The 14,944-nt window shown below is 61.1% G+C and carries 15 protein-coding genes and 1 pseudogene; 6 read left to right on the plus strand and 10 right to left on the minus strand.

From position 1 onward, the window contains the following. Both B7L09_RS03060 and B7L09_RS03065 read right to left on the minus strand, forming a co-directional pair. The gene (locus B7L09_RS03060) at positions 1-2,169 is read right to left on the minus strand and encodes a xanthine dehydrogenase family protein molybdopterin-binding subunit (protein WP_094467680.1); all 2,169 of its coding nucleotides are present in this window, start codon (positions 2,167-2,169) and stop codon (positions 1-3) included. Positions 2,170-2,194: 25 nt separating this feature from the next. Next, entirely contained in the window at positions 2,195-2,650 is a 456-nt protein-coding gene (locus B7L09_RS03065; RefSeq protein WP_094467681.1) for a (2Fe-2S)-binding protein, read from the minus strand. An 833-nt stretch (positions 2,651-3,483) separates the two neighbouring features. Here B7L09_RS03065 and B7L09_RS03070 point away from each other — a divergent pair. Both B7L09_RS03070 and B7L09_RS03075 read left to right on the plus strand, forming a co-directional pair. Next, positions 3,484-3,939, plus strand: coding sequence for a (2Fe-2S)-binding protein (locus B7L09_RS03070; protein WP_094467681.1), 456 nt, complete (start codon positions 3,484-3,486; stop codon positions 3,937-3,939). Positions 3,940-3,964: 25 nt separating this feature from the next. After that, a pseudogene (locus B7L09_RS03075) lies at positions 3,965-4,069 on the plus strand (twin-arginine translocation signal domain-containing protein); the annotation flags it as partial. Between the two features lie 159 nt (positions 4,070-4,228). On the opposite strand, the gene B7L09_RS03080 reads toward B7L09_RS03075, so the two are convergent. Further along, complete coding sequence (locus tag B7L09_RS03080; protein WP_094467683.1) at positions 4,229-5,074, minus strand: oxidoreductase; 846 nt, start codon at positions 5,072-5,074, stop codon at positions 4,229-4,231. 112 nt (positions 5,075-5,186) lie between these two features. On the opposite strand from B7L09_RS03080, the gene B7L09_RS03085 reads away from it, so the two are divergent. Beyond that, positions 5,187-6,104, plus strand: a complete 918-nt coding sequence (locus B7L09_RS03085) for a LysR family transcriptional regulator (protein WP_094467684.1) — start codon at positions 5,187-5,189, stop codon at positions 6,102-6,104. Positions 6,105-6,294: 190 nt separating this feature from the next. Here B7L09_RS03085 and B7L09_RS03095 read toward each other — a convergent pair whose 3' ends face one another. Beyond that, on the minus strand, positions 6,295-6,543 hold the full coding sequence (locus tag B7L09_RS03095) for a transmembrane sensor/regulator PpyR (protein ID WP_094467686.1): 249 nt from the start codon (positions 6,541-6,543) through the stop codon (positions 6,295-6,297). Positions 6,544-6,809: 266 nt separating this feature from the next. Between B7L09_RS03095 and B7L09_RS03100 the strand changes: the two genes are divergently transcribed. After that, a complete protein-coding gene (locus B7L09_RS03100) occupies positions 6,810-7,307 on the plus strand; it encodes a VOC family protein (RefSeq protein WP_094467687.1) in 498 nt (165 codons plus the stop codon). 35 nt (positions 7,308-7,342) lie between these two features. Beyond that, a complete protein-coding gene (locus B7L09_RS03105) occupies positions 7,343-8,176 on the plus strand; it encodes an AraC family transcriptional regulator (RefSeq protein WP_094467688.1) in 834 nt (277 codons plus the stop codon). 69 nt (positions 8,177-8,245) lie between these two features. Here B7L09_RS03105 and B7L09_RS03110 read toward each other — a convergent pair whose 3' ends face one another. The 5 genes from B7L09_RS03110 to B7L09_RS03130 form a co-directional block, all read right to left on the minus strand. Continuing rightward, positions 8,246-8,833 carry a LysE family translocator gene (locus B7L09_RS03110; protein WP_094467689.1) on the minus strand — a complete coding sequence of 196 codons (588 nt, stop codon included), beginning with the start codon at positions 8,831-8,833 and terminating at the stop codon, positions 8,246-8,248. Between the two features lie 75 nt (positions 8,834-8,908). Then, on the minus strand, positions 8,909-10,417 hold the full coding sequence (locus tag B7L09_RS03115) for a tripartite tricarboxylate transporter permease (protein WP_094467690.1): 1,509 nt from the start codon (positions 10,415-10,417) through the stop codon (positions 8,909-8,911). 14 nt (positions 10,418-10,431) lie between these two features. Further along, the gene (locus B7L09_RS03120) at positions 10,432-10,926 is read right to left on the minus strand and encodes a tripartite tricarboxylate transporter TctB family protein (protein ID WP_094467691.1); all 495 of its coding nucleotides are present in this window, start codon (positions 10,924-10,926) and stop codon (positions 10,432-10,434) included. Further along, complete coding sequence (locus tag B7L09_RS03125; RefSeq protein ID WP_094467692.1) at positions 10,923-11,894, minus strand: Bug family tripartite tricarboxylate transporter substrate binding protein; 972 nt, start codon at positions 11,892-11,894, stop codon at positions 10,923-10,925. The genes B7L09_RS03120 and B7L09_RS03125 overlap by 4 nt, the downstream gene beginning before the upstream one ends. Positions 11,895-12,046: 152 nt before the next feature. Beyond that, on the minus strand, positions 12,047-13,378 hold the full coding sequence (locus B7L09_RS03130) for an aminotransferase-like domain-containing protein (protein WP_094467693.1): 1,332 nt from the start codon (positions 13,376-13,378) through the stop codon (positions 12,047-12,049). Between the two features lie 87 nt (positions 13,379-13,465). Here B7L09_RS03130 and B7L09_RS03135 point away from each other — a divergent pair, with 87 nt between their 5' ends. After that, the gene (locus tag B7L09_RS03135; RefSeq protein WP_094467694.1) at positions 13,466-14,362 is read left to right on the plus strand and encodes a DMT family transporter; all 897 of its coding nucleotides are present in this window, start codon (positions 13,466-13,468) and stop codon (positions 14,360-14,362) included. Between the two features lie 171 nt (positions 14,363-14,533). Here the strand turns inward: B7L09_RS03135 and B7L09_RS03140 are convergent, their stop codons facing one another. Beyond that, complete coding sequence (locus B7L09_RS03140; RefSeq protein ID WP_094467695.1) at positions 14,534-14,896, minus strand: DUF6124 family protein; 363 nt, start codon at positions 14,894-14,896, stop codon at positions 14,534-14,536. Positions 14,897-14,944 lie beyond the last annotated feature (48 nt).

A 14,944-nucleotide genomic window follows, 5' to 3' on the forward strand; every position in this document is an offset into this window, starting at 1 on the left:
TCACACCCCCGACAGTTGCAACGGCAGTTCCCGCAAGCGTTGCCCGGTCAGGGCGAACACCGCGTTGGCCACTGCCGGCGCCGTGGGTGGGACACCGGCTTCGCCAATACCGCCGGACCGTTCAGTGCTCGGCACGATATGCACTTCGACCACCGGCATTTCGTTGAGCCGCAGCACCTGATAGTCGTGGTAATTGGATTGCACCACCTGGCCGTCCTTGAACGTCAGTTTGCTGTGCAAGGTAAAGCCGAGGCCGAAGGTGATGCAGGACTCCATCTGCGCGGCGATGCTCATCGGGTTGACCGCAATTCCGCAGTCCACCGCGCACACCACCCGGTGCACGCGAATTTTCAGGTTGTCCTGGGACACCTCGGCGACCTGCGCGACGTAACTGCCGAAAGACTCATGCACCGCCACACCCAAGGCGTGGCCGTCTGGCAGTTCCGCCTTCCAGTTGGCTTTTTCGACGGCAAGGTTCAGCACGCCCAAATGTCGCGGATGCGCCTTGAGCAAGGTTCGTCGGTACTCCACCGGATCCTTGCCAGCCGCCTCCGCCAATTCATCGATCAACGATTCCATGACAAACGCCGTGTGGCTGTGCCCCACCGAACGCAGCCACAACACGCTGATGCCGGTAGTCGGCGAGTGCAGTTCCACTTGGTGGTTGGCCAAGCTTTCGAGGTAAGGGCTGTCGGCGACGCCTTCGACCGAGGTTTTGTCGACACCGTCCTTCACCATGGTCGCCGCAAATGCGGTCCCTTCCATGATCGACTGACCGACCATCACATGCTTCCAGGCCACGGGCATGCCGCCAGCATCCAGGCCGATGCGTGCCTGATGCAGGAACGCCGAGCGGTAGTAACCGCCGCGGACGTCGTCCTCCCGGGACCAGACGGTTTTCACCGGCCCGCCGGCCGCCTTGGCGACCTGCACGGCTTCAGCGACAAAGTCCGAGGTCGGATTGGCCCGACGACCGAAGCCGCCGCCGAGGAATTCGGTGTGGATTTCAACCTGCTCGGGTTTGAGCCCGGTGATCTTGCCCGCGATCATTTGATCCAGGGTCTGGAACTGAGTGCCGGTCCAGATCTCGCACTTGTCCTTGCTGATTTTCACCGTGCAATTGAGCGGCTCCATCGGCGCATGGGCCAGGTAAGGCACGCTGTATTCGACATCGACGGTCTTCGCCGCCTTGCCCAGTGCGGCGGTGGTATCGCCGGCCTTGCTGGCCGAGACGCCAGGCGTGGCCGCGAGTTTGCGGAAGCTTTCCAGCAGTTTCTGGCTGTCGAGGCCGGCATTCGGCCCCAGGTCCCAGTCAATTTTCAGCGCATCGCGCCCCAGCTTCGCCGCCCAGTAATGCTCGGCAATCACCGCCACGCCAGTGGGCACCTGCACCACTTTGTGCACGCCCGGCACGGCCAGCGCCTCGGCGCCTTCGAAAGATTTGACGCTGCCGCCAAACACCGGCGAACGGGCAACCATGGCCGTCATCAAGCCATCGAATTGCACGTCCATGCCGAACTTGGCCCGACCGGTGATTTTCTCCGGTGTGTCCAGGCGCTTGGTGGGTTTGCCGATCAGTTTCCAGTCCTTGGCCTCTTTGAACGTGATCGAGGCCGGATCCGGCACCGGCAGCTTGCCGGCATCGTCCGCCAGTTCGCCGTAGGTCGCGCGGTTGTCGCCGGCGATGACCACGCCTGACTCGGTGTGAATCGCCGAGGGCGCGACGTTGAAACGCTTGGCGGCCGCATCGATCAGCATCAGGCGCGCTGCCGCGCCGGCCTGCCGATAGCGGTCGAACTCCATCCAGGTCGAGGTCGAGCCGCCGGTGATCTGCATCCCGCCGAAACCCGCCATGCCGTAGTCAGCCGCCGACGCGGGTGAATGTTCAACACGGATTTTCGACCAGTCGGCGTCCAGTTCTTCGGCGATCAACATCGTCAGGCCGGTCCAGATGCCCTGGCCCATTTCCGAGTGACCGAGCAGTACGGTGACGACGTTGTCGTTGCCGATCCGTAAAAACGCATTGGGCGCAAACACGTTGCCTTCATTCTCCGCCCCCACGGCAAAGCGATGCGCGCCGGGAATGACAAACGCCACCACCAGACCACCGCCCAACAACGCGCTGCCCTTGAGAAAACCGCGACGTGACACAGGGTTGAGGCTGTTCATGGTTCAGACTCCCTTCAACGTGGCATCAACCGATTTCGGCAGCGCGTTTGACCGCGGCACGGATCCTTGGGTAGGTGCCGCAGCGGCAAATATTGCCGGAGAGCGCCTGATCGATGTCGCTGTCGGTGGGTTGGGGGATCTTCGCCAGCAACGCGGCGGCGGACATGATCTGCCCGGACTGGCAGTAACCGCATTGCACCACGTCGAGTTCGGCCCAGGCTTGCTGCACCGGGTGCGAACCGTCTGTGGACAGGCCTTCGATGGTGAGGATTTTTTGCCCGTGGGCCACCGCAGTGGCGGGCGTGATGCAGGAGCGCAACGGCGCGCCGTCGACGTGCACGGTGCAGGCGCCACACTGGGCCATGCCGCAACCGAATTTGGTCCCGGTCAGGTGCGCGACATCGCGCAGGACCCAGAGCAGCGGCATGTCCGCAGGGACATCCAGCTCCTGATCCTTGCCATTGATGTTCAGGGTCAACATTACGAATTTCCTCAGACTCACGGTGTTCTGAAGGGGCGTCGCTGTGACAACAAAATGCCTACGCGCGCCTCAGGTTATCCCTACAGCTAAGCGCAAAATGCCGGGCGAGACCGGTTCATCGACCACCGGTCAAAAAAAGGCCACCTTGATGGGTGGCCTTGGAATGAGGTTTTGTAGTGATGGCGCTTGGATGGTTAGCGGGCTTTTGTGCCTGGTGGGCATTTGTGGCGAGGGAGCTCCCTCGCCACAAAGATTGCGATCAGTAGTCGGTGGACACCGACACCTCGCTTCTGATGTACCGGGTTTGGAGGGTTTGGGGCCGCTTCGCAGCCCAGCGGGAGCAAGCTCCCTCGCCACAGCAGCTCCCTGGCCACAAAGATTGCGATCAGTAGCCACGTCTTGATCGGTGGCCTTGGAGCGATTCCCAGCATCAACTCAGTCAATCTACCTCGCGCTGACTCAGTAGCAACACGATAACTGTGGCGAGGGAGCTTGCTCCCGCTGGGCTGCGCAGCAGACCCAAACCTGGCAAGCGCGGTGCATCAGACAGATCAAGTTGTTTGCTGGGCGACTGCTTCGCAGCCGAACGGGAGCAAGCTCCCTCGCCACAAATGCNNNCCAGGCACAAAAGCCCGCTAACCATCCAAGCGCCATCACTACAAAACCTCATTCCAAGGCCACCCATCAAGGTGGCCTTTTTTTGACCGGTGGTCGATGAACCGGTCTCGCCCGGCATTTTGCGCTTAGCTGTAGGGATAACCTGAGGCGCGCGTAGGCATTTTGTTGTCACAGCGACGCCCCTTCAGAACACCGTGAGTCTGAGGAAATTCGTAATGTTGACCCTGAACATCAATGGCAAGGATCAGGAGCTGGATGTCCCTGCGGACATGCCGCTGCTCTGGGTCCTGCGCGATGTCGCGCACCTGACCGGGACCAAATTCGGTTGCGGCATGGCCCAGTGTGGCGCCTGCACCGTGCACGTCGACGGCGCGCCGTTGCGCTCCTGCATCACGCCCGCCACTGCGGTGGCCCACGGGCAAAAAATCCTCACCATCGAAGGCCTGTCCACAGACGGTTCGCACCCGGTGCAGCAAGCCTGGGCCGAACTCGACGTGGTGCAATGCGGTTACTGCCAGTCCGGGCAGATCATGTCCGCCGCCGCGTTGCTGGCGAAGATCCCCCAACCCACCGACAGCGACATCGATCAGGCGCTCTCCGGCAATATTTGCCGCTGCGGCACCTACCCAAGGATCCGTGCCGCGGTCAAACGCGCTGCCGAAATCGGTTGATGCCACGTTGAAGGGAGTCTGAACCATGAACAGCCTCAACCCTGTGTCACGTCGCGGTTTTCTCAAGGGCAGCGCGTTGTTGGGCGGTGGTCTGGTGGTGGCGTTTGTCATTCCCGGCGCCCGGGCATTTGTGGCGAGTGAGCTTGCTCCCGCTCGGCGGCGAAGCCGTCGCAAAACCAGCTAACACGGTTTTTCTGATGTACCGGGTTTGGAGGGTTTGGGGGTTAGCGGGCTTTTGTGCCTGGTGGGCATTTGTGGCGAGGGAGCTCCCTCGCCACAAAGATTGCGATCAGTAGTCGGTGGACACCGACACCTCGCGCCACGTCTGCAACTCATCGGCGACGAAGACGTTCTTGGCTTCGATCGCCGCGACGCAGTCACTGCCCAGCAGCAAGCGCAGCGGTGCTTTTTTCGCTTCCACCAGGGTGATCATGGTCTGGGCGAGCTTGTCCGGGTCGCCCGGCTGGTTCAGGGTCACGGCCTTGGCAATTTTGCGCACCTCACCCGCCGTGCTGTCGTAGTCCGCAATCGTGGACGGGGATTCAACCAGCGAATTGCCCTCGAGGAATTCGGTACGGAAGTATCCAGGCTCAACCACGGTGACTTTGACACCCACCGGCGCCAACTCGGCGTGCAGCGCCTCGCTCAGGCCTTCGACGGCAAACTTGGTCGAGCAATAGACGCCAAAACCCGCGCCCGACGCGTAACCGCCCACCGAAGACAGGTTGATCACATGCCCACTGCGGGCGGCGCGCATGTATGGCAACACGGCACGAGTGACGTTCAGCAAGCCGAAGACGTTGGTTTCGTACACGCGGCGCACTTCATCGGCGCTGGCTTCTTCCACCGCACCCAGCAAGCCGAAGCCGGCGTTGTTGACCAGCACGTCGATGCGCCCGAAGTGCTCGATGGCCGCTTTGGCGACCGTAACACCCTGGGCTTCGTTGGTGACATCCAGGGACACGGCGAGCAACGCGGGTTGAGTGCCGAAACGTTGGGTGACGCTGCTGGCATCACGGGCGGTGGCCACCACGGCGTCGCCATTGGCCAGTGCGGCGGCCGCGATCTTGGCGCCGATACCGCGGGAAGCGCCAGTGATGAGCCAGACACGTTTGAAGGTATGGGAAGTGGTCATGATCGTGTTCCTTGTTTGGGTTGGGGTGAGCACAAGGTACGCACGAAGATTGGTCTGAAAAATGCCCTCGTGTTACAAGCACTATGAAACTGTCTTTCATAATGGCGCCGCTATGACTCACGATCCTTTCGACGGCTTGACCGAGTTTCTGGCGGTGGCCGAGCACAAAAGCTTCACCCTCGCCGCCACCCGGTTGGCGGTGACGCCCACAGCGGTCAGCCACGCAATCAAGCTGCTGGAGCGGCGCACGGGCGTGTTGCTGTTCCAGCGCACCACACGCCGGGTGGCGTTGACCGAGGCCGGCGCCAGCCTGTTCGCCCGCTTGCGTCCGGCGGCCAGTGAAATCGACGAGGCGCTGGCGGTGCTCAGCGGTTTCCGCGACCAACCGATGGGCACGTTGCGCATCACCGCGCCGCGCCTGTCCGGCGCCTTGTTGATCGAGCCGCTGATGCCGCTGTTTCGTGAGGCGTACCCGCAGGTCAGCCTAGATATTTCACTGGACGACGCCACGGTCGACTTGATGGAGCGCGGTTTCGATGCCGGGATCCGGCTGGGAGAGTCCATCGAGAAAGACATGATCGCCGTGCGTCTGACACCGGACCTGCAATGGTCGGTGGTGGGTTCGCCAGCGTACTTCGCCAAGGCCGGCAAACCGCTCAGCCCGGAAGAGCTGACCCGGCATGCGTGCATCGGCTTCCGCTTTGCCAACTCCGGCAACGCGCATCGCTGGGAATTTCGCAGCGACGGGCGAGACTTCACGGTGGGCGTCGAGAGTGGCGTGCTCGTCAATGATCGCAAGCTACTGATCAGCGCCGCCCGAAACGGGCTCGGATTAGCTTACGCCTGCAACCTGGAGATCATCGACGAGCTGGCGAACAGTCAGCTGGAACGAGTGCTGCAGCCGTTTGTGCCGCTGAGTTCGGCGTTGTACCTGTACTTTCCCAGTCGTACCCAGACTCAACCGAAACTGCGCGCCTTCATCGATTTGACCACGCAGTGGATCGCTGATCGCGGCGGCCTCGGGCGTTAGCGCCTCCGCTTCAACAGGATGCCGGTGTAGTGCATGAGAAAAAGGCCGAAAGCGCTGCTCCACAGCAACGCCGAAAGACCTAGCCCCCACCCGGAAAACGGCACCAGAAACACCCGACTCATACCGGCGNNNNCCAGAAAGAACGGTCGAAACCCGAGACTGAAGACCGGCGCAACGGTGAGTCTGCGCATCAGGCCACCGCCCTGACCAGACCTGTGCCCAAGCGATGCTGAGCCAGCAGGCGCATGACGTAGCCGATCTTGAGCAAAGTCGGCCCGATAATAGTCATGGCATGCATCGTCACCAGCACCACAATGGGCACATGGCCGTCGTAGAGATACGCGCCGTAGATGCCCGCCAAAAGCAGCGCCAGACCCGCGACCAGCACGCGACTCGACAGGTGCAGAACGTTCTGAGGATTGTTGAAGAACTCGAACATTTTTCCGTACTCCTGAAGCAGTTCAGTTGTACGTTTTACTTATCAAGTCTCGTGCCAACTTTTTAGTCCTTCCAAATCAGCACCCTGAAGCGACATGAGTCATAACGACCACTTTAGCGATTGGTCTATATGACTCACATCCTTGTCATTTTGACTCTTCCGTGCACCACTACCTGAGGGCAAATGTCGATCTACGGTCCAGCCAATCGACGGCAAGCTGGCTACGCTGTTAATCCAGCATGAATCACCCGTAGAGGAGCATCACCATGCAACGCGTGCAAAAACTGACTCCCTGCCTCTGGTTCGACAATCAGGCCGAAGAGGCGGCGAGGTTTTACTGTTCGATCTTCGATCACTCGAAAATCACCGCCATCACTCACTACGGCAAGGCCGGCCAAGAGGTTCATGGCATGCCCAAAGGCTCGGTGCTGACGGTCAGTTTCGAACTCGACGGACAGCCCATGACAGGCCTCAATGGCGGTCCGTTGTTCACGTTCAGCGAAGCGATTTCCTTTCAGGTCAACTGCCAGACCCAAGAAGAAGTCGACTATTTCTGGGGCTCGCTTTCAGCCCAATCGGAGAACGAACAGTGCGGTTGGGTCAAGGACAAGTTCGGCCTGTCTTGGCAGATCGTGCCGGTTGCCATGATGGACATGCTCAAAGACCCCGACACGAAGAAATCCCAACGCGCGATGCAAGCCATGATGCAGATGAAAAAGCTCGACATTGCCGCGTTGCGGCGAGCCTTTGACGGCGAGAGCTAATACACTCCGTTGCTGGCCTGCCGAGGACACTGACGATGAAGCACACCGTTGCCAAAGACGCTGACACAGCACCCCGCTTCTGGCGTGACGATGCCCTGCCCTTCATTGAAGCGCGTTCCATCGCCGACGGCCGCGAGGTCTGCTACACCCGGCATTCCCACGAGCACTTTTCCATCGGTGCGATCACCGCCGGGCGCAGCACCTACCTCCATGAGCAAGCGCAGTTCCAGGTCAGCGCCGGCACCGTGGTGTTGATGAACCCTGATGATGTGCATGCCTGCAATCCGATTGACGACCAGCCTTGGTCGTACCTGATGCTTTACGTCGAGACGCCCTGGCTGACCGATCTGCAACATCAGCTCGGTTTCAGCCGGGACTCAACCTTCAGGCGGTTTTCCGTCACCCACACCCGCGATAGCAACCTGTTTGCCGGCCTCAACGGCCTGTACGAAATACTGGTTGATCCCTGGCAGGACGTGCTGCGCAAACACAGTGCGGCGGTGGAGTTTTTTACCGAGGTGCAACAGCGGCTCAACCCGATCGATCAAGCGCTGCGCGAACCCAATTTCAAGCTGGAACGGGCCGCCGACTACATTCGCAACAACTGCACCCACCCACTCAAGCTCGAGGATATTTGCGACGCGGCTCAACTGTCGCCGTCCTACCTGATTCGCGCCTTCAAGCACCATTACGGCATGACGCCCCATGCCTTTCTGGTCAACCGGCGTATCCAGTTCGCCCGTGATCAATTGCGCAGTGGCAGGTTGATTGCGGATGTAGCACTGGAAGCGGGTTTTGCCGATCAGGCGCATTTTCAGCGGGTATTCAAACAGCACTTGGCGGCGACGCCGGGACAGTACCGCGGTTAAGCCAAAACGGTTAATTAGTNANGAGTTCAGTTTGTTGCACGGCCTCGATTGAGGTGAGTTGACTGGGGGCTAGGAAACCAGCAGATACACGGCACTTGCTCCCAGCAATAGCGCCATGACCCGGTTGAACCAGCGCATGCCTGCCGGGTTATTCAGATAGCCCTGCAGGAATGTTCCGGCATACGCCCAGCACCCCACCGACACGTAGCAAATCACCAGATACACCGCCGCAAACTGCCAGACCAACCGCGCCTCGCCGTCCGCGACGAAGGCGCCCATACCCGCGACACACGCCAGCCAGGCTTTCGGGTTGAGCCATTGCATCACCGCGCCGTACAGCATCGACGGTGCCCGACGCGACTCTTTCGCGTCGATCCGACCATCGTCCGCCGCAAGCTTCCAGGCCATGAACAACAGAAACGCCACGCCCGCCAGTTGCACCACCCGCGTCAGCGCGGGCCAAAGGCGCAACACCTCATGCAGCCCCAGGCCCATCAACACCAGCAACAACACAAAGCCCAACGTGGCCCCGGCCACATGCCACTGACTGGCGCGAAAACCGAACTGCGCCCCCGAACTCAACGCGACAATGTTCACCGGCCCCGGTGTTATCGACGCCACCAGGGCAAATGTCGCCATGGAGATAATCAGACTCATCGCACACCTTCTTCAATTCAGGAAATCAGCGCCCAAGGTACTGAGCGCCCTGTCCTGCGTATTGAAGAAAACTGCCTAATCGTCCTCATGCAACTTGATGCCACGAGCGTGCAGCAGATGCGGCACGATCAACACCAACAGGGTCAGCGCGAGGAATGACGCGGCAATGGGTTGCGTCAGAAAAATCATCCAGTCTCCTTCGCTGATGGACAACGCGTTGCGCAACTGCTTTTCCGCCATCGGCCCCAGCAGCATGCCTACGATCACCGGCGCGACGGGGAAATCGAAGCGCCGCATCAGCACCCCGCCCCAACCGATGGCCAGCATCAGCAGCAGGTCGAATGAAGAGTGGCGCATGCCGTACACGCCGATGGTGGCGAACACCAGAATGCCGGCGTTCAGGTACGGTCGGGGAATCTGCAACAACTTGACCCACAACCCCACCAGCGGCAGGTTCAACACCAGCAGGATGACGTTACCGATGTACAGCGAGGCGACAAGAGTCCAGACCAGATCGCCCGAGGTCTGAAACAACATCGGCCCCGGCTGCAGGTTGTAGTTCTGGAACGCGGCCAAGAGGATTGCCGCAGTCGCCGAGGTCGGAATGCCGAGCGTCAGCAGCGGCACCAGGGACCCTGTGGCGCTGGCATTGTTGGCCGCCTCGGGACCGGCAACCCCTTCGATGGCGCCCTCGCCCTTGCTGCCTGCGAACTCTTTGGGAAACTTGCTCAGTTTGCGTTCGGCCGAATAGGACAAAAAGGTCGGGATTTCCGCGCCACCGGCCGGAATCGAGCCAAAAGGAAAACCGATCAGCGTGCCCCGCAACCAGGCAGGGATCGAGCGTTTCCAGTCGGCGCGCGTCATCCACAACGACGTCAGCCGGTGCCGACCGGACGCCTCTTCTTTTTGATACAGCAGGCTGTACAACGCCTCGCCCACGGCAAACAAGCCGACCGCCACGAGCACCACTTCGATGCCGTCCACCAACTCCGGCACGCCCAGGGTGTAGCGGGCAATGCCCGAGGTCGAGTCGAGGCCGATCAAGCCGATGGTCAGGCCAATCCCCAGCGAAGCGAACCCCCGCAGCATTGACGCGCCGAGCACCGCCGACACGGTCGTGAAGGACAGCACCAGAATCGCGAAATACTCCGCCGGACCAAACTTGAGCGCCAACGTAGCAACGATGGGTGCAAACAGAGTGAGCAGGACCGTCGCGATGGTGCCGGCGACAAACGACCCGATGGCCGCCGTCGCCAGGGCCGGCCCTGCCCGTCCGTTTCGGGCCATGAGGTTGCCTTCCAGGGCCGTGACCATGGACGACGACTCCCCGGGCGTATTGAGCAGGATGGACGTGGTCGAGCCGCCGAACTGAGCACCGTAATAGATCCCGGCGAACATGATCAGCGCCCCGGTAGGGTCGACCTTGGCGGTGATCGGCAACAGCAGCGCAACGGTCAGCGCCGGTCCGATCCCCGGCAAGACGCCGATGGCCGTGCCGAGCAAACAACCGATGAACCCCCACATCAAATTGATTGGCGTCAGCGCGGCGGCAAAACCGATGGCCAGGCTAGAGAGAATATCCACCGTGTTTTATCTCCTCAGATCCAGGCGTTGATCAGGGGCGGAAGAGAAACCCCGAGCCCGGCGTTGAACAGCCAGTAAATCGGCAGCGTCAGGGCAATGCCGATGGCCAGGTCGCGCACCGGGCGGCGACTGCCAAACCCTCGCGCCGAACAGACGAATAACAACCCGGCCGCCAGTACGAACCCGATGAGGTTGATCAACACCGCCACACCCACCAACCCCGCAGTCACCCAGGCAGCCCCGAGTTTGCCGCCCGGCAGCGCTTTGGCAGACTCGTCCTCATGATCGGCCAGCTCGCGAAAACCTCCGGTGACGGCCTGATAGCACAGCAACAGACCAACCACGCCGAGGAACACCGCTAATGCGTAGGGATAGACGTGAGCGCCGAGAATGACGAACCCCATCTCCTCGGGAAAGCGGTAGGCGCCGAGCGCCAACACTGTACTGATGGCGACCACACCGAGGCCGATCGCCAGTTGCACCGGCAGGATTTTACGAGTCTGGTTCATTTCGCAATCAACCCGACCTCGACCAGCATCGCACGCAGCCGCACGTGTTCTTCGTCGACGAATTTGCCGAACTCATCGCCTGTCAGCACGTTGGGGGCCCATTTATTTTTCTCGACATTAGCTTTCCAGCCGTTGCTTTCGGCAGCGGCGAGCACGGCGTCAGTCACTTCCTTGCGCTGCTCGGGGGTGAGCCCACCCGCACCGTAAACACCCCGCCAGTTGCCGATAATCACGTCGTAGCCACTCTCTTTGAGCGTCGGCGCATCGATGCCGGCAATGCGCTCAGGCGCGCCAATAGCAAGCACCCGGAACTGGCCTTCGCGGATGTATTGACCCAGCTCGGCATAACCACCGGTGATCACCTTGATCTGGCCACCTAGAACCTGAGCAACCACCTCACCCCCACCCGCGAACGCCACATAGTTCACCTTGTTGACGGGGATTCCCATCTTACTGGCCAGATCGGCGATCCCGATGTGATCGATCGAGCCCTTGGAGCCACCGCCCCAGGTGATGCTGGACGGTTTGTCCTTGAAGGCTTTCAGCAAGTCCTCCAGGGTTTTGAACTCGGACTCCTTGCGCACCGCTATCACATTGTATTCGGTAAACAGCCGGGCGATCGGTGTCACGTCCTTCAAGGTAATTTGCGGCTTGTTCTGTTCAATCCCCGCGACCATGATCGCGCCGACCACCAGCAGCGCATTCGGGTCGCCCTTGGTGCTGTTGGCAAATTGCGCCAGCCCGAGCGTACCGCCGGCGCCTCCCTTGTTCTCGAAGGTGACTGATTTTGCAGCTTTTGCCTCGACCAGGGCTTTGCCCAGGTCCCGTGCGGTCTGGTCATAGCCACCACCGACCGAGCCTGGGGCCATGAACTTGACGGTGTCCAGCGCAAACGCCGGCGTAGTAAGCGCAGCAGCGGTGATGGCAACTGCAATGGAGCGGCTGAATCGACGGAACAAGGCGAGCATATGGAGTCTCCCGATATTGTTTTTGTGGGTGCCGATTGAATCTCGCTCAGGAGCAAACCCTGCTCACTGAACATGCGTCTGTGAACAAGCGTAGGCCATGCTTGTGTTTGACGACGCCCTTCGCTCAAGTGAATGCGCCCGGAATGGCTGCCCTACGTATAAGCCCCCACCACCCGCTTCACTTTCTCCAGTGCCACGCCAAGCGCGTCCATGTCCACCGAGCCCAATGCCAGGCGGATCGCGTGCGGCACATGCACGGAGGTGGCAAACGGTTCGGCGGTCGATACCGCCACCTGCTCGCGCATCAACGCCATGGCGATCTGGTCGGCCCGTGCGTCTTCCGACAAGGGCAGCCAGATAAAGTAGGAGGATGGATGGCGCACGAAGTGCAGGCCGGCCAGGTGCTGGTCGGCCACGGCCTGGCGGGCCTGTGCGTCTGCACGCTTTTGCGCTTCGAGCTGGCTAACGGTGCCATCATCGATCCACGCACAGGCAATCGCCGTCATCACCCCGGGGGTATTCCAGGTGGTCGCCCTGATCGTGCGCTCCAGTGCGGGCACGGTTTGCAAGGGCGCCGCGACGAATCCAACGCGTAGCCCGGTGGCGACGCTCTTGGAAAACCCTGAAACGTACACCGTTCTTTCGGGGGCCAGTTGCGCGAGCGGTGGCAGTGAATCCTCAGCCAGAAACGCGTAGGCAGCGTCCTCGATGATGTGCAGGTCGTGCTGGCGTGCAATCGCCACCAGGCGTTCACGCTGATCGGCGGCCATCACCCATCCCAGCGGATTGTGCAGCGTCGGCATGGTGTAGACGGCTCGCACCGATCGGCTCCGGCAGAGCTTTTCCAGCGCCTCCAGATCCGGCCCGATGTCGGTCCCAGGAACAGGCACGACTTCCAGATGCAGCGTTTCAGCCAGCACCTTAAACCCTGGATAGGTCAAGGCGTCGGCCGCGATCACATCACCCGGTTGCAGCAACGCCATCAACGCCACCGTCAATCCATGCTGCGCGCCACTGACGAGCAACACCTGCTCGGCCTGTACCGTCAGCCCGCGCGCCTCCAGATGGCGCGCGACCGATGCCCTCTCGTGCAGGCGCCCCGCGTGGGGTTGATAGCGCAGATGGGACTCCAGGTCGCCGGACAACGCGAGTTGACGCAGGGCATTGCGCAGCAGATCGGCCTGCCCCGGCACCGAGGGATAGTTGAAGTTGAGGTCGATCATCCCTGCCGCCACGTTGGGCTGATGAATGCCCAGGCTGGGCGGCAGCGAAGTCTCCCGGACGAAAGTCCCGCGCCCCGTTTCGCCGCTGACCAGGCCCATGGCTTCCAACTCTGCATAGACCCGGCTGGCAGTGACCAAGGCCAAGCCATGGCTGGCGGCGAGCAAACGGTGAGTCGGCAAGCGCGTACCGGGAGGCAAACGCCCCGAGCGGATATCCGCTGCAAAGGCGTCCACCAGCGACTTGTACCGGGAGCGAGGCATAGGGAAATGTATCCATGACAATTTTTTGATTGTATCGATAGTCGGTCATACGATGCGCCTCATGCAACCCGACTGAGTGAATTCAAAATGGAACATACCTCGAAGCTGCAAAACCAGACCATGGAAAAGAACACCAGCGGGCTGATCAACGGGCTCATCGGCGTGCTGATCTTCAGCGGTTCGCTGCCGGCGACTCGGGTGGCCGTCCTGGAATTCGACCCGGTCTTTCTGACCGTCGCCCGAGCCACCATCGCCGGCGTGCTGGCGCTGTGCCTGTTGTGGCTGTTCAAGGAAAAGCGTCCATCGCGCCACCAGATGCTGCCCTTGGTCATCGTCGCGATGGGCGTGGTGGTCGGGTTTCCGCTGCTGACCGCGCTGGCACTCCAATATGTGACGTCCGCGCACTCCATCGTCTTCGTCGGCATGTTGCCGCTCGCGACCGCCGCATTCGGCGTATTGCGCGGTGGCGAGCGTCCCCGACCGGCGTTCTGGTGCTTCTCGGTCCTGGGCAGTTTGCTGGTGGTCGGGTTCGCCGTTTCCCAAGGGCTCACCGCTTCGCCGGCAGGGGACATCCTGATGCTGCTGGCCATCCTTGCCTGCGGCCTCGGTTATGCCGAAGGGGCGAAACTGTCCAAAACCCTGGGCGGCTGGCAGGTGATTTCCTGGGCGCTGGTGTTGTCGCTGCCGGTGGTGGCCCCGCTGACCTGGTGGCTGACGCCCTCTTCGTTCTCGGGCATCAGTGCGCCGGCCTGGTTGAGCCTGGCTTATGTGGCACTGTTCAGCATGCTGATCGGCTTTGTGTTCTGGTATCGCGGCCTGGCCCAAGGCGGCATTGCGGCCGTTGGGCAGCTGCAGCTGCTTCAGCCATTTTTTGGATTGGCGCTGGCGGCCACGTTGCTTCACGAGCACGTCAGCCTCGGCATGCTGGGAGTTACCGTTGCGGTGATTTTGTGTGTGGTGGGTGCGAGGAGGTTTGCGAGGTAAACCGGCGGTGCTCGGCGAAACCGGCCGGTCTTGCGGCCAACAAAAACCCCCAGTGATCGGCTGACCACTGGGGGTTCTTCGCGTTTGAAACGCCGCAAGTCGCGGCTATGTCACTTCTGGCCCTGATTAACAGCTAAACATCAGTTAGCCACTCACCACCGCAAGCGGCACCTACTTGGGCAGATCAATCTTATCCAACACCCGGTTCGCGGTGATCTCCGCCGTCATGATGCTGTTGGAAATACCCAGCAGCGCGTAGCGCGACTCACCCTCCAGATGATCCACCAACTGATGGACCATCACATCGACCGAGGCCAGCGTCTCGACCAAATACACTGCCAGTGTTTCGGCCGTGGCCTCAGGGTCTACGGAAAACAGGGTGCTGCGGGTTCGCGGGACGGCTTTGATGTCGGCATTCGACGGGAAGTGGAAGTCGAGCGCGCGTTCGGCGGCTTCGTTGAGTTTTTTGGAATCGGTGGATTCGTAGGGGGAAACGTCGTCCGTTTCCGGGGGATTGGGTGTGGCCTTGAACATGGTGAANCTCCTTGATTAGTGGAGCTGCCAACGTTCGCGGTCAAACGA

The sequence above is a fragment of the Pseudomonas mandelii genome, assembly GCF_002251635.1.
GTDB lineage: Bacteria > Pseudomonadota > Gammaproteobacteria > Pseudomonadales > Pseudomonadaceae > Aquipseudomonas > Aquipseudomonas mandelii_B.

Excerpts from the sequence above, each read along its gene's own strand:
- B7L09_RS03105 (WP_094467688.1), top strand. The coding sequence starts at position 7,343 with ATGAAGCACACCGTTGCCAAAGACGCTGACACAGCACCCCGCTTCTGG.
- B7L09_RS03095 (WP_094467686.1), bottom strand. The coding sequence starts at position 6,543 with ATGTTCGAGTTCTTCAACAATCCTCAGAACGTTCTGCACCTGTCGAGT.
- B7L09_RS03125 (WP_094467692.1), bottom strand. The coding sequence starts at position 11,894 with ATGCTCGCCTTGTTCCGTCGATTCAGCCGCTCCATTGCAGTTGCCATC.
- B7L09_RS03120 (WP_094467691.1), bottom strand. The coding sequence starts at position 10,926 with ATGAACCAGACTCGTAAAATCCTGCCGGTGCAACTGGCGATCGGCCTC.
- B7L09_RS03080 (WP_094467683.1), bottom strand. The coding sequence starts at position 5,074 with ATGACCACTTCCCATACCTTCAAACGTGTCTGGCTCATCACTGGCGCT.
- B7L09_RS03065 (WP_094467681.1), bottom strand. The coding sequence starts at position 2,650 with ATGTTGACCCTGAACATCAATGGCAAGGATCAGGAGCTGGATGTCCCT.
- B7L09_RS03060 (WP_094467680.1), bottom strand. The coding sequence starts at position 2,169 with ATGAACAGCCTCAACCCTGTGTCACGTCGCGGTTTTCTCAAGGGCAGC.
- B7L09_RS03140 (WP_094467695.1), bottom strand. The coding sequence starts at position 14,896 with ATGTTCAAGGCCACACCCAATCCCCCGGAAACGGACGACGTTTCCCCC.
- B7L09_RS03130 (WP_094467693.1), bottom strand. The coding sequence starts at position 13,378 with ATGCCTCGCTCCCGGTACAAGTCGCTGGTGGACGCCTTTGCAGCGGAT.
- B7L09_RS03070 (WP_094467681.1), top strand. The coding sequence starts at position 3,484 with ATGTTGACCCTGAACATCAATGGCAAGGATCAGGAGCTGGATGTCCCT.
- B7L09_RS03085 (WP_094467684.1), top strand. The coding sequence starts at position 5,187 with ATGACTCACGATCCTTTCGACGGCTTGACCGAGTTTCTGGCGGTGGCC.
- B7L09_RS03110 (WP_094467689.1), bottom strand. The coding sequence starts at position 8,833 with ATGAGTCTGATTATCTCCATGGCGACATTTGCCCTGGTGGCGTCGATA.
- B7L09_RS03135 (WP_094467694.1), top strand. The coding sequence starts at position 13,466 with ATGGAACATACCTCGAAGCTGCAAAACCAGACCATGGAAAAGAACACC.
- B7L09_RS03100 (WP_094467687.1), top strand. The coding sequence starts at position 6,810 with ATGCAACGCGTGCAAAAACTGACTCCCTGCCTCTGGTTCGACAATCAG.